General features: G+C 66.5%; 24 protein-coding genes and 1 pseudogene. 18 read left to right on the top strand and 7 right to left on the bottom strand.

What is annotated here, in order from left to right:
* Positions 1-3: 3 nt before the first annotated feature.
* The 7 genes from surE to lpxL all read left to right on the top strand — a co-directional run bounded on the left by surE (position 4) and on the right by lpxL (position 6,641).
* Positions 4-750, top strand: a complete 747-nt coding sequence (gene surE, locus BLP96_RS08380; protein ID WP_089685049.1) for a 5'/3'-nucleotidase SurE — start codon at positions 4-6, stop codon at positions 748-750.
* Positions 737-1,417, top strand: coding sequence for a protein-L-isoaspartate(D-aspartate) O-methyltransferase (locus BLP96_RS08375; RefSeq protein WP_089685046.1), 681 nt, complete (start codon positions 737-739; stop codon positions 1,415-1,417). Before surE ends, BLP96_RS08375 begins: the two co-directional genes overlap by 14 nt.
* Positions 1,414-2,403 carry a DUF368 domain-containing protein gene (locus BLP96_RS08370; RefSeq protein ID WP_089685043.1) on the top strand — a complete coding sequence of 330 codons (990 nt, stop codon included), beginning with the start codon at positions 1,414-1,416 and terminating at the stop codon, positions 2,401-2,403. The genes BLP96_RS08375 and BLP96_RS08370 overlap by 4 nt, the downstream gene beginning before the upstream one ends.
* Positions 2,396-3,481: a peptidoglycan DD-metalloendopeptidase family protein gene (locus tag BLP96_RS08365; protein ID WP_089685039.1), complete on the top strand. Its 1,086-nt coding sequence runs from the start codon at positions 2,396-2,398 to the stop codon at positions 3,479-3,481. Before BLP96_RS08370 ends, BLP96_RS08365 begins: the two co-directional genes overlap by 8 nt.
* Before the next feature lie 119 nt (positions 3,482-3,600).
* A complete protein-coding gene (rpoS, locus tag BLP96_RS08360) occupies positions 3,601-4,581 on the top strand; it encodes an RNA polymerase sigma factor RpoS (protein ID WP_089685036.1) in 981 nt (326 codons plus the stop codon).
* Positions 4,578-5,699, top strand: coding sequence for an alanine racemase (gene alr / locus BLP96_RS08355; protein WP_089685032.1), 1,122 nt, complete (start codon positions 4,578-4,580; stop codon positions 5,697-5,699). Before rpoS ends, alr begins: the two co-directional genes overlap by 4 nt.
* Before the next feature lie 15 nt (positions 5,700-5,714).
* Complete coding sequence (lpxL, locus tag BLP96_RS08350) at positions 5,715-6,641, top strand: LpxL/LpxP family Kdo(2)-lipid IV(A) lauroyl/palmitoleoyl acyltransferase (RefSeq protein WP_089685029.1); 927 nt, start codon at positions 5,715-5,717, stop codon at positions 6,639-6,641.
* A gap of 187 nt (positions 6,642-6,828) precedes the next feature.
* Here lpxL and ettA read toward each other — a convergent pair whose 3' ends face one another.
* From ettA to BLP96_RS08335, 3 genes are all read right to left on the bottom strand, one after another.
* Complete coding sequence (ettA, locus tag BLP96_RS08345) at positions 6,829-8,490, bottom strand: energy-dependent translational throttle protein EttA (RefSeq protein ID WP_089685025.1); 1,662 nt, start codon at positions 8,488-8,490, stop codon at positions 6,829-6,831.
* 107 nt (positions 8,491-8,597) lie between these two features.
* Positions 8,598-8,795 carry a PA3496 family putative envelope integrity protein gene (locus tag BLP96_RS08340; RefSeq protein ID WP_089685022.1) on the bottom strand — a complete coding sequence of 66 codons (198 nt, stop codon included), beginning with the start codon at positions 8,793-8,795 and terminating at the stop codon, positions 8,598-8,600.
* 227 nt (positions 8,796-9,022) lie between these two features.
* Positions 9,023-9,457 (bottom strand): PAS domain S-box protein, encoded by a 435-nt coding sequence (locus BLP96_RS08335; protein ID WP_089685020.1) that lies wholly within the window; start codon positions 9,455-9,457, stop codon positions 9,023-9,025.
* Positions 9,458-9,672: 215 nt separating this feature from the next.
* On the opposite strand from BLP96_RS08335, the gene BLP96_RS08330 reads away from it, so the two are divergent.
* Both BLP96_RS08330 and BLP96_RS08325 read left to right on the top strand, forming a co-directional pair.
* Positions 9,673-9,963 (top strand): Rdx family protein, encoded by a 291-nt coding sequence (locus tag BLP96_RS08330; RefSeq protein ID WP_089685017.1) that lies wholly within the window; start codon positions 9,673-9,675, stop codon positions 9,961-9,963.
* 17 nt (positions 9,964-9,980) lie between these two features.
* The gene (locus BLP96_RS08325) at positions 9,981-10,850 is read left to right on the top strand and encodes a DMT family transporter (protein WP_422666814.1); all 870 of its coding nucleotides are present in this window, start codon (positions 9,981-9,983) and stop codon (positions 10,848-10,850) included.
* Here the strand turns inward: BLP96_RS08325 and BLP96_RS08320 are convergent.
* Positions 10,841-11,542 carry an arylesterase gene (locus BLP96_RS08320; RefSeq protein ID WP_422666812.1) on the bottom strand — a complete coding sequence of 234 codons (702 nt, stop codon included), beginning with the start codon at positions 11,540-11,542 and terminating at the stop codon, positions 10,841-10,843. The two genes, BLP96_RS08325 and BLP96_RS08320, sit on opposite strands and share 10 nt — an antisense overlap.
* Here BLP96_RS08320 and BLP96_RS08315 point away from each other — a divergent pair.
* The 3 genes from BLP96_RS08315 (at position 11,541) to BLP96_RS08305 (ending at position 16,306) form a co-directional block, all read left to right on the top strand.
* The gene (locus BLP96_RS08315) at positions 11,541-12,269 is read left to right on the top strand and encodes an ABC transporter ATP-binding protein (protein WP_089685011.1); all 729 of its coding nucleotides are present in this window, start codon (positions 11,541-11,543) and stop codon (positions 12,267-12,269) included. The two genes, BLP96_RS08320 and BLP96_RS08315, sit on opposite strands and share 2 nt — an antisense overlap.
* Entirely contained in the window at positions 12,266-14,821 is a 2,556-nt protein-coding gene (locus BLP96_RS08310; protein ID WP_089685008.1) for an ABC transporter permease, read from the top strand. The genes BLP96_RS08315 and BLP96_RS08310 overlap by 4 nt, the downstream gene beginning before the upstream one ends.
* A gap of 63 nt (positions 14,822-14,884) precedes the next feature.
* A complete protein-coding gene (locus BLP96_RS08305; protein ID WP_143005085.1) occupies positions 14,885-16,306 on the top strand; it encodes a hypothetical protein in 1,422 nt (473 codons plus the stop codon).
* A 73-nt stretch (positions 16,307-16,379) separates the two neighbouring features.
* On the opposite strand, the pseudogene BLP96_RS08300 reads toward BLP96_RS08305, so the two are convergent.
* A pseudogene (locus BLP96_RS08300) lies at positions 16,380-16,592 on the bottom strand (MlrC C-terminal domain-containing protein); the annotation flags it as partial.
* A gap of 221 nt (positions 16,593-16,813) precedes the next feature.
* On the bottom strand, positions 16,814-18,259 hold the full coding sequence (locus BLP96_RS08295) for a M48 family metalloprotease (RefSeq protein ID WP_089685000.1): 1,446 nt from the start codon (positions 18,257-18,259) through the stop codon (positions 16,814-16,816).
* A gap of 131 nt (positions 18,260-18,390) precedes the next feature.
* Between BLP96_RS08295 and BLP96_RS08290 the strand changes: the two genes are divergently transcribed.
* Positions 18,391-18,639 carry a sulfurtransferase TusA family protein gene (locus tag BLP96_RS08290; protein WP_089684998.1) on the top strand — a complete coding sequence of 83 codons (249 nt, stop codon included), beginning with the start codon at positions 18,391-18,393 and terminating at the stop codon, positions 18,637-18,639.
* Positions 18,636-19,736 carry an AI-2E family transporter gene (locus tag BLP96_RS08285; protein ID WP_089684996.1) on the top strand — a complete coding sequence of 367 codons (1,101 nt, stop codon included), beginning with the start codon at positions 18,636-18,638 and terminating at the stop codon, positions 19,734-19,736. The genes BLP96_RS08290 and BLP96_RS08285 overlap by 4 nt, the downstream gene beginning before the upstream one ends.
* 9 nt (positions 19,737-19,745) lie before the next feature.
* Here BLP96_RS08285 and BLP96_RS08280 read toward each other — a convergent pair whose 3' ends face one another.
* Positions 19,746-20,222, bottom strand: coding sequence for a peroxiredoxin (locus BLP96_RS08280; RefSeq protein WP_089684993.1), 477 nt, complete (start codon positions 20,220-20,222; stop codon positions 19,746-19,748).
* 181 nt (positions 20,223-20,403) lie between these two features.
* Between BLP96_RS08280 and dapA the strand changes: the two genes are divergently transcribed.
* The 4 genes from dapA to purC are packed head-to-tail and all read left to right on the top strand — an operon-like array spanning position 20,404 to position 23,865.
* The gene (gene dapA, locus BLP96_RS08275) at positions 20,404-21,288 is read left to right on the top strand and encodes a 4-hydroxy-tetrahydrodipicolinate synthase (protein WP_089684990.1); all 885 of its coding nucleotides are present in this window, start codon (positions 20,404-20,406) and stop codon (positions 21,286-21,288) included.
* Positions 21,289-21,345: 57 nt separating this feature from the next.
* Positions 21,346-22,314, top strand: a complete 969-nt coding sequence (locus BLP96_RS08270; RefSeq protein ID WP_245682202.1) for a lipoprotein, NlpB — start codon at positions 21,346-21,348, stop codon at positions 22,312-22,314.
* Positions 22,314-23,114, top strand: a complete 801-nt coding sequence (locus tag BLP96_RS08265; RefSeq protein WP_089684988.1) for an MBL fold metallo-hydrolase — start codon at positions 22,314-22,316, stop codon at positions 23,112-23,114. Before BLP96_RS08270 ends, BLP96_RS08265 begins: the two co-directional genes overlap by 1 nt.
* Positions 23,115-23,151: 37 nt before the next feature.
* Complete coding sequence (gene purC, locus BLP96_RS08260; protein WP_089684986.1) at positions 23,152-23,865, top strand: phosphoribosylaminoimidazolesuccinocarboxamide synthase; 714 nt, start codon at positions 23,152-23,154, stop codon at positions 23,863-23,865.
* The last annotated feature ends 12 nt before the right edge of the window (positions 23,866-23,877 follow it).

The raw sequence follows: 23,877 nt of genomic DNA, 5'->3' as shown, positions 1-23,877 counted from the left end.
CCCATGCGCCGACTGCTGCTTTCCAACGACGATGGCGTGCACGCCCCCGGGCTGCGCGCGCTCCACGATGCCCTGACGCCTCATGCGCGGCTGCGCGTGGTGGCCCCCGACCGCGATCGCAGCGGGGCCAGCAACTCCCTGACCCTGTCACGGCCGCTGTCGCTCACCGCTCTGGAGAGCGGCTTCTACTGCGTGGACGGCACGCCGGCGGATTGCGTCTACCTGGGGGTCAACGGCGTGTGGGACGAAAGACCCGATCTGGTCATCTCGGGGATCAATCACGGCAGCAACCTGGGTGACGACGTGCTCTACTCGGGCACCGTGGCCGCGGCCATGGAGGGGCGCAATCTCGGCATGTCGGCGATCGCCATGTCGCTGGCCGGCGAGCGTCACTTCGATACCGCCGGGCGGGTCGCCGCCAGCCTGGTGGGCATCGCCGATCAGCTGTCGCTGCCGCCGCGCAGCCTGCTCAACGTCAACGTGCCGGACCTGCCGTGGGACGAACTGCGCGGGGTGCGCGTCACTCGCCTCGGTTATCGCGGCCCGGCCGAGCGGCCCATGGAAGTGTGCGACCCGCGGGGCCGGCGGCGCTACTGGATCGCCGCTGCTGGCGAGAATGCCGACGACGGGCCGGATACCGATTTTGCCGCTGTGGAGGCGGGCTTTGTCTCCATCACGCCGTTGCAGCTCGACCTGACGCGGCATTCCGCCCTCGATGACGTACGGGACTGGCTGAATGCACTCACCTGAAGGTCTCGCCGAACGCCTGCGCGGGGTCGGCATGACCTCGCAGCGCACGCGCAACCGCATGGCAGAACGCCTGGCGAAGCAGGGCATCGCCGATCCGCGGGTGCTGGAGACCCTGGCGCGGGAGCCGCGACATCTGTTCCTCGACGAGGCGCTCGCCCATCGCGCCTACGAAGATACGTCGCTGCCCATCGGTCACGGCCAGACGCTTTCGCAGCCGTGGATCGTGGCGCGCATGACCGAGCTGGTACTGCGCGAGACCCCCCGTCGGGTGCTGGAGATCGGCACCGGCTCGGGCTACCAGACGTTGATTCTGGCACGCTTGATACCGGAACTCTGGTCCGTGGAGCGAATCAATGCCCTGCATCACCGTGCCGCAGCGCGTCTGCGCCTGCTCGAGGTTCGCAACGTCCACCTGCGACTTTCCGACGGCGGGCACGGCTGGCAGGATGCGGCGCCGTTCGATGTCATCCTGCTCACCGCCTGCGCCGGCGAGCTGCCCGAGCCGCTGCTCGCTCAGCTCGATGAAGAGGGGGTGATGATCTTGCCGCTGGCCGATGCCAAAGGGGCCCAGTGGTTGACCCGGGTACGTCGCCGTGGCGAGGCGTTCGAAGTCCAGCGGCTGGAGAAAGTCCGTTTCGTGCCGCTGCTGCAAGGAGTGATTCGTTGAACCGTCAAGTCAGTGTGTTCCTCAAGGGTGCCGGAATGGGTGCCGCGGATGCCGTGCCCGGTGTCTCCGGCGGGACCATCGCCTTCGTGACCGGCATCTACGAGGAACTGATCGAGACCGTCAAGCGGTTCGGTCCGGCCGCTTTCGTCGCCTGGCGGCGGGGTGGGATCGTCGGCCTGGCCGTATACCTCAACCTGGCCTTTGCGCTGCCGCTGCTGGCGGGCATCGCTGTCAGCCTGTTCAGCGTGGCCCACCTGGTGGGCTGGCTCCTCGAGGATCACCCGCTGCTGCTCAACGGCTTCTTCTTCGGCCTGGTGGCGGCCTCGGCGCTGGTGGTGAGCCGCCACCCCGCCGACTGGAAGTTCTGGCACCTGCTGCCGCTCATCGCCGGACTCGTGCTGGCCCATGGGCTGCCGTCGCTGATGCCCTGGGTCAACCAACTGGGCAATCCGTCGCTGGTGCTGGTCGCGGGGGGCGCCATCGCCATCAGCGCTCTGCTGTTGCCGGGTGTCTCGGGCAGCTTCCTGCTGCTGACCATGGGCCTCTACGGCACCGTGATGCAGGGCATTCGCGGTTTCGATATGGAACTGCTCGGCCTGTTCGCGGTGGGCTGCGCAATCGGTCTGTTCGGCTTCTCGCGGCTGCTCTCCTGGCTGCTGCATCGTCATCACACCGCCACCCTGCAGCTGCTGGTGGGGTTCATCGTCGGTTCGCTGCCGGTGCTGTGGCCTTGGCGCGAGCTGGTGCGCTATCAGCTCGGCCCGCAGGGCCAGATGATTCCGCTCGACTACCGCTATCTCACTCCCGGCGACTATGCCGTATTGACCGGCGAATCCGGCTTGCTGTGGCCGGTGCTGGCCACCATGCTGGTGGGCGCTGCACTGGTGCTCATGCTCAGTCACTGGCAAGGAGCGGGGCCGGCCCGCCCCCGACTCGCCCCCGGTACTTCGCGACTGCCCGACAAGGAGGATGGCTCCCATGCGTAAGCTGTTTCTCGTTTCCGCCATTGCCCTGACGATGACCGGCTGTGCTGCCCAGCAGGAATCGGCTTCGCCTCAGGTTCGCGACCTTTCCGCCAGTCGCGAGAGCTCGCCGGATACCCACTACACCGTTGAAGCCGGCGATACCCTCTACGGCATTGCCTGGCGCCACGACATGGACTATCGCGACCTGGCCCGGCTCAACCAGATCGGTCCGCCCTATCGCATCCAACCGGGCCAACGGCTGCGACTGCAGCCGGAAGGGGAGGCACCGTCGGGCAGCGAATCGGCAGCGCAGGTTGAGGATGGCGCCGTGGCCACCGCCACGGCCCTGGGCGGCGGCGAGGCCGAAACTGACAATCCCGACTGGCTGCTACCCGATGAAGAGGCGATCGCCCGCAACCGTAGCTCGTCCGATCAGCCGGAGGATGATGCTCCAGCCGAGTCCGGGTCGGTCGACGACCGGGCTGCCGAGGACTCGGCAGACCCCGTGTCCGACACCGAAGCGGAACGAGAGCCAGAAGCGTCGAGCGCGGATGACGAGGAGTCCGCTGCGCAAGAGGCCGAGCCGGCCGAAGCCGAGGCGAGTTCCGAGGAAGACGAGCGCCGCACGGAGGAGGGTGAAGCATCCCAAGCGGATGCCGGCACCGAGGTTGCAGGTGCCCCCGAGCGCTCCTCGGAAGCCGCCAGCCGCACCTACACGCCGGTCGAAGAGGTGCCCTGGCAGTGGCCCGTGGAAGGCGACGTCATCGGCCGCTATGGCGAGGGCGACAGCATCACTGCCGGCATTGATATCGCCGGACAAAAGGGGCAATCTGTCAAGGCGGCCGGTCCGGGTATCGTGGTCTATGCGGGTAGCGGAGTTCGCGGTTACGGCAACCTGGTGCTCATCAAGCACAACGACCAGTACCTGAGCGCCTATGCCCACAATGACTCGCTCCAGGTGTCGGAGAACGATGTCGTCGACGCTGGCGATGTCATCGCCACCATGGGCGACAGCGACGCCGAGAGCGTCAGGCTGCATTTCGAGGTACGCAAGGATGGCCAGCCTCAGGACCCGTTGGAATACTTGCCTTCCCGGTAGACCGACCGTGTTCCCGAGGCCTTACTTGTCGATGCGGATCACATAACAACAAACAGAGGGTGCCGAAAGGATCCCCGATCGCAACGGCACCTGCTTGGCGCAACCACAGGGTAGCAACGATGAGCATGATGGAACGCGACCTTCAGGACATGGACCTCGACGACACGGCGGAGACCGATGAGCTGGACGCTGCCGTCGATGACGATACCGAAGCAGACGAGCAGGCGTTCGAGAAGGCCCTCAGCCGTGAAGACCGGCAGTATCACCATAGCCTGGATGCCACCCAGATCTACCTCAACGAAATCGGCTTCTCGCCGCTGCTGACGCCCGAGGAGGAGGTCCACTACGGCCGCCTAGCCCAGCAGGGCGACCCGGCTGGGCGTTCGCGGATGATCGAGTCCAATCTGCGGCTGGTGGTCAAGATCGCCCGCCGCTACCTCAACCGTGGCCTGACCCTGCTCGATCTGATCGAAGAGGGCAACCTGGGGCTGATCCGCGCCGTGGAGAAGTTCGACCCCGAGCGCGGCTTTCGTTTCTCGACCTACGCCACCTGGTGGATTCGTCAGACCATCGAGCGGGCGCTGATGAACCAGACGCGCACCATCCGTCTGCCCATTCATGTCGTCAAAGAGCTCAACATCTATCTGCGTGCGGCCCGCGAGCTCACCCAGAAGCTCGACCACGAGGCCACCGCCGAGGAGATCGCCGACTACCTCGACAAGCCCGTGGAGACCGTCAAGAAGATGATGGGGCTCAACGAGCGGGTGTCGTCGGTGGACTACCCCATGGGCGGCGAGAGCGACAAACCGCTGATCGAGACGCTGGCCGACGACAACGATCTGGGGCCGGAGTCGTCGCTGGTCGACGTCGACGTGCGTCAGCACGTCGACGACTGGCTGGCCGAGCTGACCGAAAAGCAGATGGAGGTGGTGGTGCGCCGCTTCGGGCTGCGCGGTCACGAGGCAGCGACGCTCGAGGAGGTCGGCGACGAGATCGGGCTGACCCGCGAGCGGGTGCGTCAAATCCAGGTCGAGGCGCTCAAGAAGCTGCGCCGGGTGCTGGAAAAACAGGGCCTGTCGATGGATTCCATCTTCGAATGAGCCGACCGCTGGTTGCCGACATCGATCTCGACGCCCTGCGTCACAACTACTGCCATGCCCGTGCCCAGGCACCGGGCAGCCATGCCCTGGCGGTGATCAAGGCCGATGCCTATGGCCATGGCAGCGTGGCCTGTGCCCGGGCGCTGGAGGCGCTGCCGGCCGCCGAGCGCCCGCCCGCCTTCGCCGTGGCCTCTCTCGAGGAGGCCGAAACCCTGCGTGAGGGCGGTATTCGTTCCCCCATTCTGCTGCTGGAAGGCATCTTCGAAGCTGCCGAGCTCGAAGCGGTCGAGGCGCTCTCGCTGTGGATGGCCGTGCACAGCGAATGGCAGCTCGAGGCGTTGCTCGCCTATCGGCCGGCGCGGCCCATCCCGGTGTGGCTCAAGGTGGATTCGGGCATGCATCGCCTGGGTTTCCCCGTCGAGGCCGTGCCGCAGGTCTGGGCGCGCTTGGCGGCGGCACCCGACCAGGCGACCGGTCTGCACCTGATGAGCCACTTCGCCACGGCCGACGCCGCCGATCCCGGCGAGTGTCGGCGCCAGCTGGTGCGCATGCAGGCGCTGGCCGAGGCGCTCTCCGCCCCCCTGTGCTTGGCCAATTCACCCGCCACTCTGGCGTGGCCCGAGGCCCACGGCGCCTGGGTGCGCCCCGGGGTGATGCTTTACGGCAGCGACCCGCTGGAAGTGCCCAATTCCGCCAGTCGTGCACTCCAGCCGGTGATGACGCTGCGTTCGCGGATCATCGCCATGCGCGAGATCTCGCCGGGCGAGGCGGTGGGTTACGGACGGCGCTGGGTGGCGGCGCGCCCCTCGCGCATCGCCACCGTCGCGTGCGGTTACGGCGACGGCTACGACCGGCATGCCGTGGACGGCACGCCGACTCTGGTGGCGGGCCAGCGTGTGCCCCTGGCCGGCAAGGTCTCCATGGACATGCTGACCGTGGACGTCACCGACGTTGCCGAGGCCGACATCGGTAGCGAGGTGGTGCTGTGGGGGCGAGCGGCGGACGGGACGGTGCTTTTCATCGACGAGGTGGCGCGTCACTGCGACACCATCAGCTACACGCTGCTCACCGGGGTGCTGCCGAGGGTGCCGAGGCGCTATCATGGCGGCTTTGACTGACGGACCTCTCTTCGCATGCAGCAGCGCAAGTCTCGCAACGGCTATCCTCGCTCCTTCGCCCATCCCCGCTATTGGCCCACCTGGTTGGCCATCGGGGCGATGCACGTCGCCGCCTGGCTGCCTTGGCAGCTCAAGCTGTGGTTGGGCAAGGCGATTGGCCTGGCTGCCTGGCGCTTCGCCAAGCGTCGCCGCCACATCACCGAGACCAACATCCGGCTGTGCTTTCCCGAGCGTGACGAGCGGCAGCAGGCACGGTTGGTCCGCGAAACCTTCATCGCCAACGGCATCGGCATCCTGGAAACGGCCACTGCCTGGTGCCGCGACCCCGAGCACCTGCGTCACCGCGCGATCTTCAAGGGACAAGAACACATGGAGCGCGCCCTGGCCCAGGGCAAGGGCGCTCTGATCATCGGCGTGCACTTCTCGACCCTGGACATCGGCGGCGCGCTGCACGCGCTGTTCTTCCGCACCGACGCCGTCTATCGGCCCCATGACAACCCGCTGTTCGATCGTTTCATGACGCGTGCGCGAGCCCGTCTCTACGACACCAACATCGACCGTCACGATCTGCGTGGCCTGGTGCGCTGCCTCAAGGCGGGACATGCCGTATGGTATTCGCCCGATCAGGATTTCGGGCGCGATGCCAGCGTCTTCGCGCCCTTCTTCGGCATCGATGCCGCCACCGTCAGGCTCACCGCCAAGATCGCGCGCATCACCGGCGCACCGGTGATGCCGCTGATGTACCATCGCAATCCCGACGACCGCACCTATACCCTCGAATACCTGCCCCCGCTGGAAGACTTCCCCAGCGATGACGAAATCGCCGATGCCGCACGGGTCAACGCCTTCATCGAACGGGCCATACGCAGGCACCCCGAGCAATACCTGTGGCTGCACCGGCGTTTCAAGACCCGACCCGAGGGCGAACCCGGCTTTTATTGACGCGAAGCGTCGATACAGGCCGGGAGCTCGAAGCTGGAAGAGCGGCGCTCCGCGCCTGGAAGACTCCGGCGTTGCCGGGAGCTGTAAGCTTTAAGCCGTAAGCCATAAGAAAACCCCACGACCGCGAGGTTCGTGGGGTTTTCACTTACCGCTTAAAGCTCATGGCTTACAGCTGGTGCGCAGCGCCTCAGGCGTCGATGCGCTTATACTTCATGCGATGCGGCGTGTCGTCGCCCACGCGCTTCTTGTGGTCCGCCTCGTACTCGGTGTAGTTGCCTTCGAAGAACTCCACGTGTGAGTCGCCCTCGAAACCGAGGATGTGGGTGGCGATGCGGTCGAGGAACCAGCGGTCGTGGGAGATCACCAGGGCGCAGCCGGGGAAGGCGAGCAGGGCTTCCTCCAGGGCGCGCAGAGTTTCCACGTCGAGGTCGTTGGAGGGCTCGTCGAGCAGCAGCACGTTGGCGCCCTGCTTGAGCGTCTGGGCCAGCTGCAGCCGGCCGCGCTCGCCGCCGGAAAGCTCGTCGAGTCGCTTCTGCTGGTCGTTGCCCTTGAAGTTGAAGCGGCCCACGTAGGCGCGAGACGACACTTCGTAGCCGTTGATGTTGAGGACGTCCTGACCGTCGGACACGGCCTGCCAGACGGTCTGCTTGTCGTCGAGGGCGTCGCGCAGCTGCTCGACGTAGGCGATGTCGACGGTATCGCCGATCACCACCTCGCCCGAATCGGGCTGCTCCTTGCCCGTGATCAGCTTGAACAGCGTCGATTTGCCGGCGCCGTTGCCGCCGACGATGCCGACGATGGCGCCCTTGGGTACGCTGAAGGTGAGGTCCTCGTAGAGCAGCTTGTCTTCGAAGGCCTTGCCGACGCCATGGAACTCGATGACCTTGTCGCCCAGGCGCGGGCCGGGCGGAATGTAGATCTCGTTGGTCTCGTTGCGCTTCTGGAAATCGCCGGACTGCATCTCCTCGAAGCGGTTGAGGCGTGCCTTGCTCTTGGCCTGGCGCCCCTTGGCGTTGGAGCGCACCCACTCCAGCTCCTGCTTGATCGCCTTCTGGCGCGAGGCCTCCTGCTTGGACTCCTGTTCGAGGCGCTTCTCCTTGGCCTCGAGCCAGTCGGAGTAGTTGCCCTCGAAGGGAATGCCCTGGCCGCGGTCGAGCTCGAGGATCCAGCCGGCGACGTTGTCGAGGAAGTAACGGTCGTGAGTGATGGCCACCACGGTGCCGGAGTAGTCGTGCAGGAAGCGTTCGAGCCAGGCGACCGACTCGGCATCCAGGTGGTTGGTCGGCTCGTCGAGCAGCAGCATGTCCGGACTCGAGAGCAGCAGGCGGCACAGCGCCACGCGGCGTCGCTCGCCGCCGGAGAGGTTGCCCACCGTGGCATCCCAGGGCGGCAGGCGCAGCGCTTCGGCGGCGACCTCCAGCTTGCGTTCAAGGTTGTGGGCGTCGGCGGCCTCGATGATGTTCTCCAGGCGTGCCTGCTCGGCGGCCAGGGCGTCGAAGTCGGCGTCCGGCTCGGCATAGGCGGCGTATACGCCGTCGAGCTTCTCCTGAGCTTCCTTGATGCCGGCCAGTGCCTCCTCGACGGTTTCGCGGACGTTCTTGGCGTCGTCGAGCTCAGGCTCCTGGGGCAGGTAGCCGACGTTGATGCCCGGCATGGGGCGCGCTTCGCCCTCGTACTCGGTGTCGACGCCGGCCATGATGCGCAGCAGGGTCGACTTGCCGGCGCCGTTGAGGCCCAGTACGCCGATCTTGGCGCCGGGGAAGAAGGAGAGCGAGATGTCCTTGAGAATCTGCTTCTTGGGGGGCACGACCTTGCCCACCCGATTCATGGTGTAGACGTATTGCGCCATGGGAACCCATCGGTTGGAGGATTTGCAGTGGCCACGATGATAGTGGCCGGGCCGCGGAAAGGCCAGCACTGCACCGGCCCGGCTACCCGCCTGCCCTGCGTTCGGCGCTATTCCTCTTCGTCGAGGGTCCAATCATCTTCGATGGCGCGGCGCAGTCGTCGTTCCTCGAGCAGGGCCTCGACTCGGCGGCGGGCGCGCAGGCTGTCGGTGCGACTCGCCGGGCGTGGGCGCTCGTAGTCGTCGTCGTTGACGGCTTCGAGGAGATCGTCGTCGATGGATTCGTTGACAAGGGACTCACGGCGCATGCGAATTCTCCCATGGCCCTGCCGAAGGGGGCGTTCGGCAACTCTTGCGTTCGCTTCGTGTCCGCAGCATCGGATCGGAAGCACCATGGGTGTCGTGGGCGACACCTGACGGCTATATAAAGCCGATCAGGCGAAAGCGCAATAGCTGAGGCGGGAATTTTCACGATGCCGGTCGTTGCTCACACGACACGGGGCCATTCGACGTCGGTGAGCCGCCCCAGAGAGTCTCAGGCGCTGCCATGCTCGCGCTTGAGGCGCTCCAGTTCCTGCTGGGCCTCGACGCGTTCGGTGACGTCTTTCTGCACGCCGATGAAGTAAGTGAGGTTGTCCTGCTCGTCGAAGACCGGAGTGATCGACAGCTCGTTGTAGAAGAGCGTGCCGTCCTTGCGATAGTTGCGCAGGACTTCGCGACAGGGCAGTCCCGCGGCGAGCGACTTGCGGATGGCGTCGAGTCCTGGCTGGTCGCGGTCTTCGTTCTGCAGGAAGCGACAATCCTGGTAGAGAATTTCGTCGGCGCTGTAGCCCGTCAACCGCTCGAAACCTTGGTTGACGTAGATCAGGATGTTCTCGTCGCCCTCCTGTTCGGCGACCACGATGCCGTCCTCCGAGGCATCGACGATGCGCTCGAGCAGTTCCGGGCTGATCAGTGAGGGGCGTTTCATGCGGTCTTCCTGTCGCGGCTGCGTGGTATCAGTGCTATATCATGGCCAGGTGGCGCGGCATTGACAATGATTGCTGCCGACTCGCATTCAGCGCGCGTGTCTTCGGCGCCTCTGGCGACGGCCGGTCGGTTGGCGGGGCTGGCCGACGGAGGGCGGCCAGGAGCGCTTCCGGCTGTTAGGATGGAGGCGTCATCGTTGCGACAGGAGCCGCCCCAGTGTCACGCATTCGGATCCATTATTGCACCCAGTGCCAATGGCTGCTGCGTAGCGCCTGGCTAGCCCAGGAGCTGCTTTCCACCTTCGGCGAGGATATCGACGGCGTCGAGCTGGTGCCGTCCCATGGTGGCCACTTCGAGATCTTCTACGACGGCGACTCGCTCTGGGAGCGCAAGCGCGACGGTGGCTTTCCCGACAGCAAGACGCTCAAGCAGGCGGTGCGCGATCGGCTCGACCCCGGCCGCGACTTGGGGCACGTCGACCGCACGAGTGGGGATTCTCGAACGTGACCCGGGATGGCAAGGCGATGCTCTTCGGGCTGGGTGCCGTGGGGCTATGGTCCACGGTGGCTACCGCCTTCAAGGTGGCGTTGGGCTACATGTCGCCGCTGGAACTGATGTGGCTCGCCTCGCTGGTCTCCTGGGCGCTGATGGGCGTGCTGGTGCTGCGCCGGGGGCTGGCCGGCGAGGCCCTCCGCCGCGGCTGGCGCACTGCTGCCTGGGCGGGGCTGATGAACCCGGTGGCCTACTATCTGGTGCTGTTCGGCGCCTATGATCGCCTGCCGGGCCAGGAGGCGATGGCACTCAACTACACCTGGGCGCTCACCATGGCCTTTCTGGCCGTGCCGATTCTCGGCCAGCGGCTAACCCGACTCGACGTACTGGCGGGCATGATCGCCTACTCGGGCGTGTGGACGATCGCCACCCGCGGTGCGGTGTTCGACGTGGCCTTCGCCGACCCGCTGGGTGTCGGCATGGCGCTCGCCTCGACCCTGCTGTGGGCGCTCTACTGGCTGCTCAACGCCCGCGATCACCGCTCGCCGCTGGTGGCCCAGTGGCAGAACTTCAGCGTCGGGGTGCCGGTGCTCAGCGTGCTGCTGCTGGTGGGGCCGGGGTTCGCGTGGCACGGTTGGGCCGGGCTCGGTGCGGGCGTCTATGTGGGGCTCTTCGAGATGGGCATCGCCTTCGTGTTGTGGCAGTTGGCGGTCCATGAGGTGTCGCGCACGGCCAAGGTTTCCAACCTGATCTTCCTCTCGCCGCCGGTGTCGCTGCTGCTGCTGTTTCTCGTCGTCGGCGAACCGGTCCTGCCCTCGACGCTGGTGGGGCTGGTGCTGATCCTCGGCGGCCTGGGGCTGCAACAGTGGCAGAAGAGTCCGGCGCCGGCGGTTCAGTCCTGACCGGCTTCGGCCAATTCGGCACCGTTGGCTTCCAGCAGCGGCGCCAGCTTGGGCCACACCGTGTCGAGGATGGTCGGCTGTGCTTCGGCCGTGGGGTGGATGCCGTCGTCCTGCATCAGCTCGTCCTTCAGCGCCACGTTGTCGAGCAGGAAGGGCACCAGGGGCAGGTCGTAGTCGTCGGCCAGGCGGCGGTAGACACCGGTGAAGGCGTCGCGGTAGGCCTGACCGTAGTTGGGCGGGATGTCGATGCCGAGCAGCAGCACCTCGGCGCCGGCTTTCCGGCTGACCTCGATCATGTCGGCCATGTTGGCCTCGAACTGGCCGGGCGGCAGGCCGCGCAGGCCGTCGTTGCCGCCCAGCTCGAGCAGAACGATGTTCGGCTCGTGCTGTCCGAGCAAGTCGGGCAGCCGGTTCGCGCCGCCGCTCGAGGTTTCGCCGCTGATGCTGGCGTTGACCACCTTGGCCTTTCCCCCCAGGCGCTGCTGCAGCAGACTGACCCAACCCCGATCGGCCTCGATGCCGTAGGCCGCGCTCAGGCTGTCGCCCATGATCAGTACCACCGGGGGGGCATTCGCGGTGGCGGGTGCGGTCACCAGCCATAGCGGGAAGGCCAGTAGTGCCAGCCAATGGGTGGCGCGCGCCATGCGGCCCAGGAACGTTCGAACCCCATCACCAGGGAAGCCTGTCACCATGTCCCACTCCTCGACTCGTGATACCACAGCGGATCCTGCACCGATTCTACACGCCGCGGGCCTGTTCAAGGAGGTCGACAGCGGCGAGCGTCGGCTCACCATTCTGAGTGACCTGGACCTCACCGTGTTCCCCGGCGAGAGCGTGGCGATCCTGGGTCAGAGTGGCGCGGGCAAGTCGACTCTGCTGGGGCTGCTCGCCGGTCTGGATGCGGCGACGCGAGGCCGGCTAGCGATGTTCGGTCACGACCTCGCCGACCTCGACGAGGACGGCCGCGCTGCCCTGCGTGCCGGCCGGGTGGGTTTCGTGTTTCAGAACTTCCAACTGCTTCCCACACTGACCGCGCTGGAAAACGTGTTGCTGCCGCTGGAGCTGACCGATATCGGCGACCCTCAGGCTCGGGCGCGGGACTGGTTGGGTCGGGTGGGCCTGGCCGAGCGGCTGGATCATCTGCCCAAGCAGCTTTCCGGCGGCGAGCAGCAGCGGGTGGCTTTGGCGCGCGCCTTCGTCACCGGCGCCGAGCTGGTGTTCGCCGACGAACCCACCGGCAACCTCGACCCGACCACCGGAGCGCGCGTCATCGACCTGTTGTTCGCCCTCAATCGCGAGGCGGGCACCACCCTGGTGCTGGTGACTCACGACCATGCCCTGGCGCGGCGCTGCGGGCGCTGTCTGCGGCTGAGTGATGGCCGCCTGGCCGAGATGGCTCGCGAGGAGGTCGAGGCATGAGAGCGCTGGCCCTCTCCGCTCGCGGCCTGCGCCGCGATCTGCGCGCCAGCGACGTGCGTGCACTCTTCGTGGCGCTGGCGCTGGCCGTGGCGGCCTCGACCATGATCGGCTTCTTCCTCGACCGCCTCGACCGTGGCCTGACCCGCCAGGCGGGGCAGTTGATGGGCGGCGATCTGGTGCTGGAGCAGTCGCGGCCCTTCGGCGAAGAAGTGCGCAGCGCCCTCGAGGAGGCCGGCCTGACGCTTTCCGATCAGGTCGACATGGTGTCGATGGTCTCCCACGAAGGCGCCTTTCAGCCGGCGAGTCTCAAGGTGGTGGATTCCGTCTACCCGCACTATGGCGAGGCGCGCGTCGACCGCGGGAACGGGGTCGAGCGCATCGCCAGTGGTCCGCAGCCCGGTGAGGTGTGGATCGCGCCGCGCTTGGCGCTGCTGCTCGAGGTCGAGCTGGGCGAGAGTGTGCGGGTTGGCGAGACCGAACTCACCGTCGGTGGCCTGATCGAGCGCGAGCCCGATCAGTCGGCGGGTTTCGGCAACTTCAATCCGCGCCTGATGATGCATCGTGACGACATGCAGGCCACCGGCCTGGTGCAGGAGGGCTCACGGGTCGAGTTCGAGCTGCTCGCTGCCGGACCGGTCGAAGCGGTGGACAGCGTGGAGCCGCTGCTGGAGCGGTTGCGCCGCGACGGGGTGGAAGTGCGCGACGTGCGACGCGACCAGCCTGGTCTGGGCAATGCCCTGGAGCGTGCCGAGAAATACCTGAGTCTCGCCGGCCTGGCGGCGGTGCTGCTGGCTGGCGTGGCGGTGGCCATGGCCACGCGGCGCTACGTGGATCGCCACCTGGATACCGCCGCACTGCTGCGCTGTTTCGGGGCCTCCCAGCGACAGCTGACACGGCTCTTCGCCCTGCAACTGCTGTGGTTGGCGCTGGCCGCGTCGGCGCTGGGGGCGATTCTGGGGCTGGCCGGTCAGGCAGCGCTGCTCGCGCTGCTCGCCGCTTTCCTGCCGCTGGAACTGCCGCCTCCGGGCGTGTTGCCGTTGGCGCTCGGCGTATTCACCGCCGGGGCCGTATTGGTCGGTTTCGCCGGGCCCACGCTGCTGCGCCTGAAGCGTGTCAGCGCGCTCAAGGTGTTGCGCCGCGAACTCGATCCGTTGCCTGCCTCGGCGTGGCTGGTGGTGGCGGTGGCCAGCCTGGTGTTCGGCGGCCTGCTATGGCTCTACTCCGGCGACCCGGTGCTCGCCGTGGCGCTGCTGCTGGGTGGGCTCGCCATGCTCGTCGTGCTGTGGGGGCTCGGTGCTTTGCTGCTCGGACTGGTGCTGCGCCTCACCGCTCGCCTGCCTCAAGGCGGCGCCGATGACACCTGCCGCGCGCTGCGCCTGGGGGGGCGCCAGCTGGCCCGGCGGCGTAGCGCCAGCCTCGGGCAACTGCTCGCCTTCGCCGTGACCTTTTTCGCCATGGCGATGATCGCTCTGGTGCGCGGCGACCTGCTCACCACCTGGCAGTCTCAGCTCCCAGAGGACACGCCCAATCACTTTGCCATCAACATCCAGCCGAGCGAGCGCGATGCCTTCGTCGAGGTGCTCGAGCCTGCCGCCGACGATCGTACGGCGCTTTATCCCATGGTGCGCGGTCGCATCACCGCCATCAACGACCGGCCGCCCCAAGAGGCGGTGCCGGCGGAGTCGCGCGGCGACAACGCGCTGCGCCGCGAGCTCAATCTCACCTGGCGAGAAACGCTGCCCGAGGGTAACCGTCTGGTGGCCGGCGACTGGTTCGACGAACTCGCGGACGACGACTGGCTGAGCGCCGTGGATGCCCGGCCGCTCACCCAGCGTGTGCCGATCTCTCTGGAGGATGGCCTGGCCGAGCGCTTCGGCCTGTCGCTGGGCGACACCCTCGCTTTCACCATCGGCAGTCAGGAGGTCGTCGGTGAAATCGCCAGCCTGCGCGATCTCGACTGGGACAGCTTCCGCCCCAACTTCTACGTGATCTTCCCGCCCGGGGTGCTGGAGCGGTTCGGCCACAGCTACATCACCGCCTTCCATCTGGATGGCGACGACAGCGACACCGTCCGCCAACTGGCGAAGCAGTTCCCTGGCGTCTCGCTGCTCAACGTGGACGCCATCCTCGCCCAGGTGCGCGACCTGCTCACCCAGGTGACCCGTGCCGTGGAATTGGTGCTAGGTTTCGTGCTGCTCGCCGGCGTGAGCGTGCTGTATGCCGCGCTCACGGCCAGCCGCCCGGTGCGCGCCCACGAGAGCGGCCTGCTGCGAGTGTTCGGCGCCGGCAACCGGCTGATCTCGCGCGTACAGGGTGCCGAGTTCGCCATCCTCGGCCTGGCCAGCGGTCTGATGGGAGCCCTGCTCGCCGAACTGGCCACGGCGGGACTCTACGTCGCCTGGCTCGACCTCGCTCCGCGCCCGCATCCCTGGCTGTGGTTGGTGTTGCCGCTGGGCGGCGCCGCGCTGATCGGTGCCATCGGCCATGCGCTCTCCTTTGGGTTGCGCCGTCAGGCCCCGGCGGCGAGTCTCGCCCTGCTGGGGGAGGCGTAGCGCGGCGGTACTGCTAGACTGCTTCATTCTGAACTGCCATTTCACAAAGGAGGTGACGAGGTGATGTCGACGTTCGCAAGACGGCCGTGGGGGCGCTTCGCTGGAGGAACGACGTTGTTGGCAGCCCTGTTCTGGGCACCACCGGCCCTGGCCGATGACGCCGAGCGTCTGGAAACCGATCTGCGCGGCCTGTTCGGTGCCGAGGGCGCAGTCGAGATCGGTGAGGTTTCGAGTGCCTTTCTGCGTTCCCGGGTCACCGCCGAGGACGTGGCCTTCATCGGCGAAGAGGGTGAGCGCCTGATCATCGACCGCTACGTGGTCAGCGGCGACTACGACAGCCCCGATGAGGTCATCCTGGAAGGGCTGCGCCTGGACGATGGGCGTTCCGGACCGGCACTGGTGGAGATCGAGCGCCTCGTACTCGGCGAGCCGTCGCGGGCGGTCTTTGCCCTCGATGACAGCCTGGCCCCGCAGGACGTCCGCATCGGCAGCCTGGCCATGGACGACATCACCGTCGACCTTGCCTCGGAGCTGGCCCGGGAGATGTTCCGCGAGGACGAGCTGGGCGATGCCCGGGGGCGCGTGAGCATTGCGAACGTCACTGGCGAAGGATTCAGACACGACGCCATCGAGCGTCTAGAGTTGACCGATGTCGCAGGCGAGGGCGAGAGCCTCGGCGAATTCGGCGCCGGTTCCTTCACCCTTGCCTCACTGAGGCTCGAAGGCTTGCGCGGCATCGACCAAGAGGGCGAAGAACAGCTCGATGCACTGGTGCTCAGCGACCTCGTCGTCGATTCCGATCGGCTCGTCGGCAGCCTAGCGCGGTTGAGCGTCGACGGAGACTTCAGCGATGGCCAGGGCGGCGTGGAGGTTGGTGATTTCCAGGCCGACCTGGCACGCATGATCGAACTGGCGCCGGAGGATGAGCGAGCGCAGCTGCGCATGGCCAGTAACGTGCTCACCGACGGCAGCGGCGAGCTACGTCTCGACGCCGCCTTCCTCGGCACCTGGGAGGAGGGCGACGACCGGAGCCGTATCACCAGTGACAGTCAGGTCACGATCCACGATGCCCTGAGGCTGCTGCTGGATGTCGAGCTTCCGGTGGTACTGCCGGAGGGCGTCACCCCCGAGGCCGTGTTCGCCGATGTCGAAGTGCTCGACATGGCGACGCTGCTGGGCGGGGAGGCACGCCTGACCTTTGTCGAGCAGGGGCTGTTCGGCCGCCTGGTCACCCTGGGTGCGGCCATGGAGGGGGTGACCGAGAGCCAGTACCTCGAGCAGGCCCGCACCCAGGCCGAAGGGTTCGGGATGATGTTCGGACCCGAGGTGCAGCAGTTCCTGCTGGGGTTGGTCGGTCTGGCCGAAGGCGCCGCCCAAGAAATCGATGTGACGGTGAGCCTGCCTGCCGAGAGCAACCTGAAAACCTATACCGGCGATCCCCTGGCGCTGCCCGACAAGCTGTCGCTCGAGGTCGAGACACGCTGATATCCGGCCACCACTCGGGTGGGTCGGGGCATTGCGAAGGCGCCGTCAGGCGCCTTCGTCTTCTGCATGCCGGCTATGCCAGTGTCGTTTCCGCGTCGAGCTGCAGTAGCGCGCAGCGACCGCACGACTGTTCCACGCCTTCCCACATCGGACTTTCCACTCGATACTTGCCGCTGCTCAGGCGCTTGACCCGGATCGTGGCGACGAAGGGACCGCCGACGACGAGCGGGTCGGACTTGCCGCCGATGGCCATCTCCAGCGTCTCGCCTTCCCCGGCCTGCCAGGCCGTTGCCTCCGCCGGTGTCTTGGTGTTGGCGCCGTTGGGACGGGCCTACGCTTTCGTCCGAAAACTGCCTGCGCTCGGTCATACGGCGTTAAACATCGGCTCGTGGGCGAGTCCGATCAAAGTACTCATTGACACCACGTAAACTCGCGCGCGAGCCCAGTCCGTCTTTTCACCGATTTTCGCCTTGCCCGACCACCGCGCGACGACGTTTCGGACAACGCTTAGAACTCCTCCAGCGTCTCGCGGTAGTCGATGAAGTCCTCGCGGCGCGTTTCGATGCGACCGGCGGCAGATCGGTCGCCGTTGCGTTCGGCGACGTCGCTGCCGACGTCGAGCTGGCGGATGGCACGGTCGATCTCGCCGTTGAGCTGCAGTTGTTCGGCGCGTGCCAGATGGCCCCAGGCCTCGCGGCCGCTGCGGCCTGCGGCTTCGGCGAGCAGACCGAAAGCCTGGGGTTCTTCCGGACGGTCCTCGGTGAGGTCGCGAAGCACGCGATAGGCTTCTTCGGGGTCGCGCTGCAAGAGGGCTTCGCCCAGTATCAGGCGAGCCGGCACATAGCCGGGCATCAGCCGCAACAATTGCTGGCTGCGCTGAATGGCGGCATCGTAGCGGCCGGCCTCGAAGGCGACCTCGGCGGCGCTGGCCGGTAGGAGGGCCAGGTCGGGCAGCGACTCGGCGAGCCGGTCGAGCTCGTTCAGCGCGCCGTCCACGTCGCCTCGTCGGGCGGCGATGAGTGCCTCGAGGTAGCGTCGGGCCGACTCGGGGGCGTCGCCCTGGGCCAGGCGAGTGACGGCCTGTTGAGGCTCGCGCTCATGCAGGGTCAGCAGTGCTCGTGCCCGGATCATGTGGTATATGGGGGTGTCCCGCGCCGATTCTCTGGCTTCCAGTTGGCTGGCACGGGAGGCGATATCGCTGAGACGCGACTCGGTGAGGGGGTGAGTCAGCAGGAACTCGGGAGGGTTGCCGCCCTGCAGGCTGACCTGGCGCTGCATCGCGCGAAACATGCGCACCATGGCCTGAGGGTCGAAACCGGCCTGGGTCATCGCTTGCAGTCCGATGCGGTCGGCCTCCTGCTCGAAGCGCCGCGAATAGCTGAGCTGGTCCTGCAACAGTGCTGCCTGGGAACCCATCGCGGCGGCCATGCCGGCATCGCCGCCGCCGCTGGCAGCGATCAGCATGCCGGCCAGCATGGCTGCCATGGCGGGCAACTGGGTCTGCTCGGCACGCGCCACGCTGCGGGCATAGTGACGCTGTGAGAGGTGGCCGAGCTCGTGGGCAATCACCGACGCGACGGCATCCTCCTCCTCGGCAAAGGCGAACAGCCCGGCATTGACCCCGACCACGCCTCCCGGAACGGCAAACGCATTGAGCGTGCGACTTTCCACCAGGGTGATCACCGTGCGAGTGCTCGCCAGATCGCTGTGCGGCAGGAGTCGCGATACGAGAGACTCGACGTACGCCTGCGCGAAAGGATCCTGCCAGGTGGGTGCCTGGGCACGAAACTGACGCAGCCAGGCCCGTCCCAGCTCGTACTCCTCGTCGGTGACGCCTTGGCTGGCACCGCCCAGGCTGGGCAGCCCATAGTCATCCGCGGCCTGGGCAGGCAGCAGCGCAAGGCCGGCGATCAGCGAGCCGGCTATGAGGCCGGAGCGAAGGTGACGCAGCATGGCCTTCCTCGTGGTAGCAGAACGATCGGTTCTCTCTCGGACATTGCTTCGACCTGCAAAGTGCCTTTAAATCGCAGGGGATTCGATGACGCTGGCAGGCGACATCGCCATTCATCATCTCGGGAGACCCCATGGCTGTGCAACCCGACGACGTGCTCGATGCCCGTGGCCTTCCCTGCCCGCTGCCGCTGCTCAAGGCCAAGCAGGCGCTGTCGCGCCTCACCGAGGGACAACTGCTAGAGGTGCTGGCGACCGATGCCGGCTCGTGGCGCGATTTCGAGACATTCGCCGAGCAGAGCGTACATCAGCTCGTGGCCCGTGAGACGCGCGACGACACCTTCCATTATTGGCTGCGCAAGGGCGGGGAGCCAACGCCATGACACTGCGTACCGTCTTCAAGGGCTGGGTCGAGCACTACTTCTCCGATGAAGAAGCCGTGATTCTACTGGTGCTGCTGGCACTGGGGTTTGCCGTGGTGGTGGTGCTGGGCCGCATGCTGGCACCGTTTCTCACGGCGCTGGTGATCGCCTTCCTGCTGCAGGGGGCCGTGAGTTGGCTGGAACGGCAGGGCGCCCCCCACCTGCTGGCGGTGATGGTGGTCTTTCTCGGTTTCATCGGCATATTGCTGGCCATGGCCTTCATCCTGATGCCGCTGATCTGGAACCAGTTGGTAGGCCTGGTTCAGGAGACGCCGCGCATGTTCGCCAGTGGGCAACAGCTGCTGGACGACCTGCAGGCGCGCTACCCCAACCTGATCACCCCCGACCAGATCCAGAACTGGATCGCCGCGGCGGGGCGTGAGATGACGCAGTTCGGGCAGCGTGCGCTGACGCTGTCGTTGGCGTCGCTGGGCAACGTCGTGGCGCTGATCGTCTACCTGGTACTGGTACCGATCCTGGTGTTCTTCATGCTCAAGGATCGTGACCGCCTGGTGGGCTTCACGCTGTCTCTGCTGCCGCAGCAGCGCGACCTGATGACGCGCATCTGGCAGGAGATGGACGACCAGATCGCCAATTTCGTGCGCGGCAAGTTCATCGAGATCGTCATCGTCGGCACCGTCTCCTTCCTCACCTTCGCCTTCTTCGGGCTGCCTTATGCGGCGCTGCTGGCCGTTCTGGTGGGCTTCTCGGTACTGGTACCCTATATCGGTGCGGCGGTGGCCACGCTGCCGGTGGCGGCGGTGGCCGGCTTTCATTTCGGGATGACCGACGAGTTCGTCTACGTGCTGGTCGCCTACGGCATCATTCAGGCACTGGACGGCAACGTACTGGTGCCGATCCTGTTCTCCGAGGCGGTCAATCTGCATCCGGTGTCGATCATCCTGGCGGTGCTATTCTTCGGCGGAGTTTGGGGGTTCTGGGGCATCTTCTTCGCGATTCCGCTGGCCACGCTGATCAAGGCGCTGGTCTATGCATGGCCGAGGGGGATCCAGTCACGTCAAGCGGACGTGGCACAGCAGGAACTGGTGGAGGAGTGACGGCGCGCCTCAAGACTCGGCGTCCAGTTCCTGTGCGGCTTCCAACACCTCCTGAGCGTGGCCCTTGACCTTGACGCCGCGCCATTCCCGGGCCAGCCGGCCTTCGGTGTCGATCAGAAAAGTGCTGCGCTCGATGCCCAGGTGCTCCTTGCCGTAGAGCTTCTTGAGCTTGATGACGTCGAACAACCGGCAGAGCGTCTCGTCCTTGTCGGAGATGAGCTCGAAGTTGAAGTCCTGCTTGGCCTTGAAGTTTTCCTGGGCGCGAATGCCGTCGCGGGAGACGCCGAGGATCACGGTGTTGGCCGCGTCGAAGGCCGCCTTGCGGTCGCGAAAATCGCCCCCTTCGGTGGTGCAGCCCGGGGTGCTGGCCTTGGGATAGAAGTAGACGACCACCTGCTTGCCCCGGAGTTCGGAGAGGGTCACGGTGGTGTCGCCGGTGGCGCTGGCGGTGAAGTCGGGGATGGGCTGGCCGATGGCTACGGTCATGGGAGCTCCTGGTCGATCGTGAGGGTTCAGGGGAGCCCTCGATTACACGCAACTGCTGCGGCGCTGTCAAAGCGGCCGGCGTGCTGTACAGCCTTGGGCTGCCTGAGTACCATTTACCCTTTGGCAACGGGGCGCTGCGGTGGATCCAATGCGCGAGAGCGGCAACAGCGAGAGGTAGGACATGATCACAGGCAGCATCGTCGCCCTGGCGACGCCGATGAAAGTCAATGGCGACATCGATTGGGAGGCCCTGCGTCGCCTGGTGAATTTCCACCTCGACAACGGTACCGATGCCATCGTCGCCGCTGGCACCACCGGTGAGCCCACCACCATGTCGTTCGCCGAGCACTTCGACGTCATCCGTACCGTGGTCGAGGAAGTGAACGGCCGCATACCGGTCATTGCCGGGACCGGTGCCAATGCCACTTCCGAGGCAGTGGAACTGGCGCGCTACGCCAGCGAGGTGGGCGCCGACTACTGTCTCTCGGTGTGTCCCTACTACAACAAGCCCACCCAGGAAGGACTCTACCAGCACTTCAAGGCGGTGGCCGAGGGCAGTCGCCTGCCGGTGATCCTCTACAACGTGCCGGGGCGTACCTGCTCGGATCTCTACAACGAGACGGTATTGCGTCTCGCCGAGGTGAGCAACATCATCGGCCTCAAGGATGCGACCGGCAACCTGGAGCGTGCCGAGGACTTGATCGCGCGTTTGGCGGGCAGCGGCTTCATGCTCTATTCCGGCGACGATGGCACGGCCTGCGACTTCATGCTGATGGGCGGCCACGGCGATATCTCGGTGACGGCCAATGTCGCGCCGCAGGCCATGCATGAACTGTGCGTCGCGGCGGTGGCCGGCGATACCGATCGGGCACACCCGATCAATACGCGCCTGATGCCGCTGCATACCAACCTCGGTATCGAGGCGAACCCGATCCCCGTCAAGTGGGCCCTGAATCGCATGGGGCTGATCGAGCCGGGCATACGTCTGCCGTTGACCTGGCTTTCCGAGAAATACCATTCGACCGTGGGCGAGGCCCTGCAACTGGCCGGCGTGATCGATGATTGAGCGGTGCCTGCCCACTCGGCGACGCACTGCCCCGACAACCCGATGCAAGGTGGATGCATGAACTCTGCGCTGAAATGGATGCCGCTGGTGGCGGTCGCTGCTCTGGCCACTGCCGGCTGTGCCCGCGAGGGCTTCTACGATGACCGAAACCTCGACTACGTGGAGGCACAGCGCAGCGATCCACTGGTGCTGCCCGAAAGCCGCAACGACCGGCGTTATCAGGATGCCATGCCGGTACCCCGTGCCAACGCCTCGCGGCCTGGGAGCGAGCCCGCCGAGACGCCGCTGCCCTCGCGCCTGGCTGCCGGACGTGCCGTGGAGCGCGACTTCGTCGAGCGTCGTGAAGTGGGCAGCGATCGCTGGCTGGTGGTCGGCGCCGACCCGGGCACGGTATGGCCGCAGTTGCAGGACTTCGCCAGTTCCCGCGGGCTCTCCGTTCAGGACGTGAACAACGAGCGCGGCGAGATCGTGACCAGCCAGGGGCGGTTGAGCGTGAGTCAGGGGCTGCGCTCCGGCGACAGCGAAGTGCGCTGTGAGCAGGGGGGACGTCCGGTGGCCAGCTGTCTGAATGCCCTGGAGCAGCACTTCAGCGCGCGCAGCGCGACTGCCAGTGCCGCGTCGCTCAGCGGGCAGCGCCTCGCCACGCAAGAGCGCCTGCGTTTCACCCAGCGCAGCAGCGGCGAGTGGGTCGTCGAGATTCCGCTCGACATCGACCGCGTCTGGGCAGAGCTCGACCACCAGTTGGAAGCCGACTTCGCCGTCGAGGGGCGTCGTCAGCTGCTCGAGCAGGATGCCGACGACCACGACTTCCTGATCGAGTACATGACGGCCAGCGAGCGCGAGCGCGGCATGATCGACATCATCCTCAGCCCGGACGTGCGCCAGATGCCGCAGACCATTCGTCTGGCGCTGGAGTCGGAGGGGCCCGAGCGGACGGTTCTTCGCGCCATCAACGAAAGCGAGCGGCGCTTCACCGAAGAAGACGCCCGTGAGCTGCTGGAGCGGGTGGCGAGCCTGCTGCGCTGATGGCCGGGAGGCGTGAGCCGGACGGTCCGGACGGGCGATTGCACTTCGCATTGCTGGGCAGCGGCAGCAAGGGCAACGCCACCCTGGTCAGCGACGGCGAGACCTGCTTGCTGGTCGACTGCGGTTTCGGCCTGCGCGAAGCGGAGCGGCGCCTGGCGCGTCTCGGTGTGCACCCACGCCAGATCGATGCCGTGCTGGTCAGCCACGAGCATGGGGATCACGTGCGCGGAGTGGGGCCGCTGGCCCGGCGTCACGGCGTGCCGGTCTACCTGACCCCGGGCACGTGGCTCGCCGGTCGGCTGGGCGAGATGCCGAGCCATCATTGGATTACGCCGCAAGCGCCCTTTGCGATCCGCAGCATCCGTGTCGAGCCGGTTACGGTGCCTCACGACGCCCGCGAGCCGGTTCAGTTTCGTTTCACGGCCGGCATGCGCAGCCTGGGCGTGCTCACCGATCTCGGCCACGGCACCGATCATGTGGCCCGAGCGTTCGCCGGCTGCGATGCCTTGGTACTGGAGTGCAACCATGACGTGCAGATGCTTGCCGAGGGCCCCTATCCACCGCGTCTCAAGCGTCGCGTGGGCGGCAACTGGGGCCATCTGGCCAATGCCCAGGCAGCGGCACTGCTGCCGCGGCTGGGGCTCGATCGTCTCCAGCGCATCGTCTGCTCGCACCTCTCCGAACACAACAATCGTCCCGAGCGGGTCAGGGAGGCCCTGACGCCGCTGCTCGACGGTGACGACTCGCGGCTGCTCGTGGCCGCCCAGGTCGAGGGCGTGGCCTGGCAGCGCATCGATTGATCTCCCTTCCTTTCCGTATCCGTGCCCGGAGGCATCCATGGAAAAGCGTCAAGAACTCTATGCCGGCAAGGCCAAGTCGGTCTTCGCCACCGACGACCCCGACCATCTGATACTGACGTTTCGCGACGATACCAGCGCCTTCGACGGCGAGCGCATGGAGTCGCTGGCACGCAAGGGCAGGGTCAACAACCGCTTCAACGCCTTCATCATGGAGAAGCTGACCGAGGCTGGGATTCCCACCCACTTCGTGCAGCGCCTCTCCGACACCGAGAGCGTGGTCAAGAAGCTGGACATGATTCCGGTCGAGTGCGTGGTGCGCAATCTCGCCGCCGGTGGGCTGGTCAAGCGCCTCGGCGTGGAAGAGGGCAAGGAACTGAACCCGCCCACCTTCGAGCTGTTCCTCAAGAACGACGCCCTGCACGACCCGATGATCAACGAGTCGCTGGCCGAGACCTTCGGCTGGGCCACCCCCGCACAGCTCGCCGAGATGAAGTCGCTGACCTTCCGCGTCAACGACGTGCTCAAGCGGCTGTTCGCCGACGGCGGCCTGCTGCTGGTGGACTACAAGCTGGAATTCGGCCTCTTCAAGGGTGAGATCGTGCTGGGCGACGAGTTCTCTCCGGACGGCTGCCGGCTGTGGGATGCCAAGACCCGCGAGAAGCTCGACAAGGACCGTTTCCGCCAGGGACTCGGCGGGGTGATCGAGGCCTACGAGGAGGTCGGGCGGCGCATCGGCGTCGGTTTCGACTGAAACCATGGCTCG

This window comes from Billgrantia gudaonensis (genome assembly GCF_900100195.1).
Taxonomy (GTDB): Bacteria; Pseudomonadota; Gammaproteobacteria; order Pseudomonadales; family Halomonadaceae; genus Halomonas; species Halomonas gudaonensis.
The sequence above is the reverse complement of the archived record's forward strand: the minus strand, read 5'-3'. Positions and strand labels throughout refer to the sequence as shown.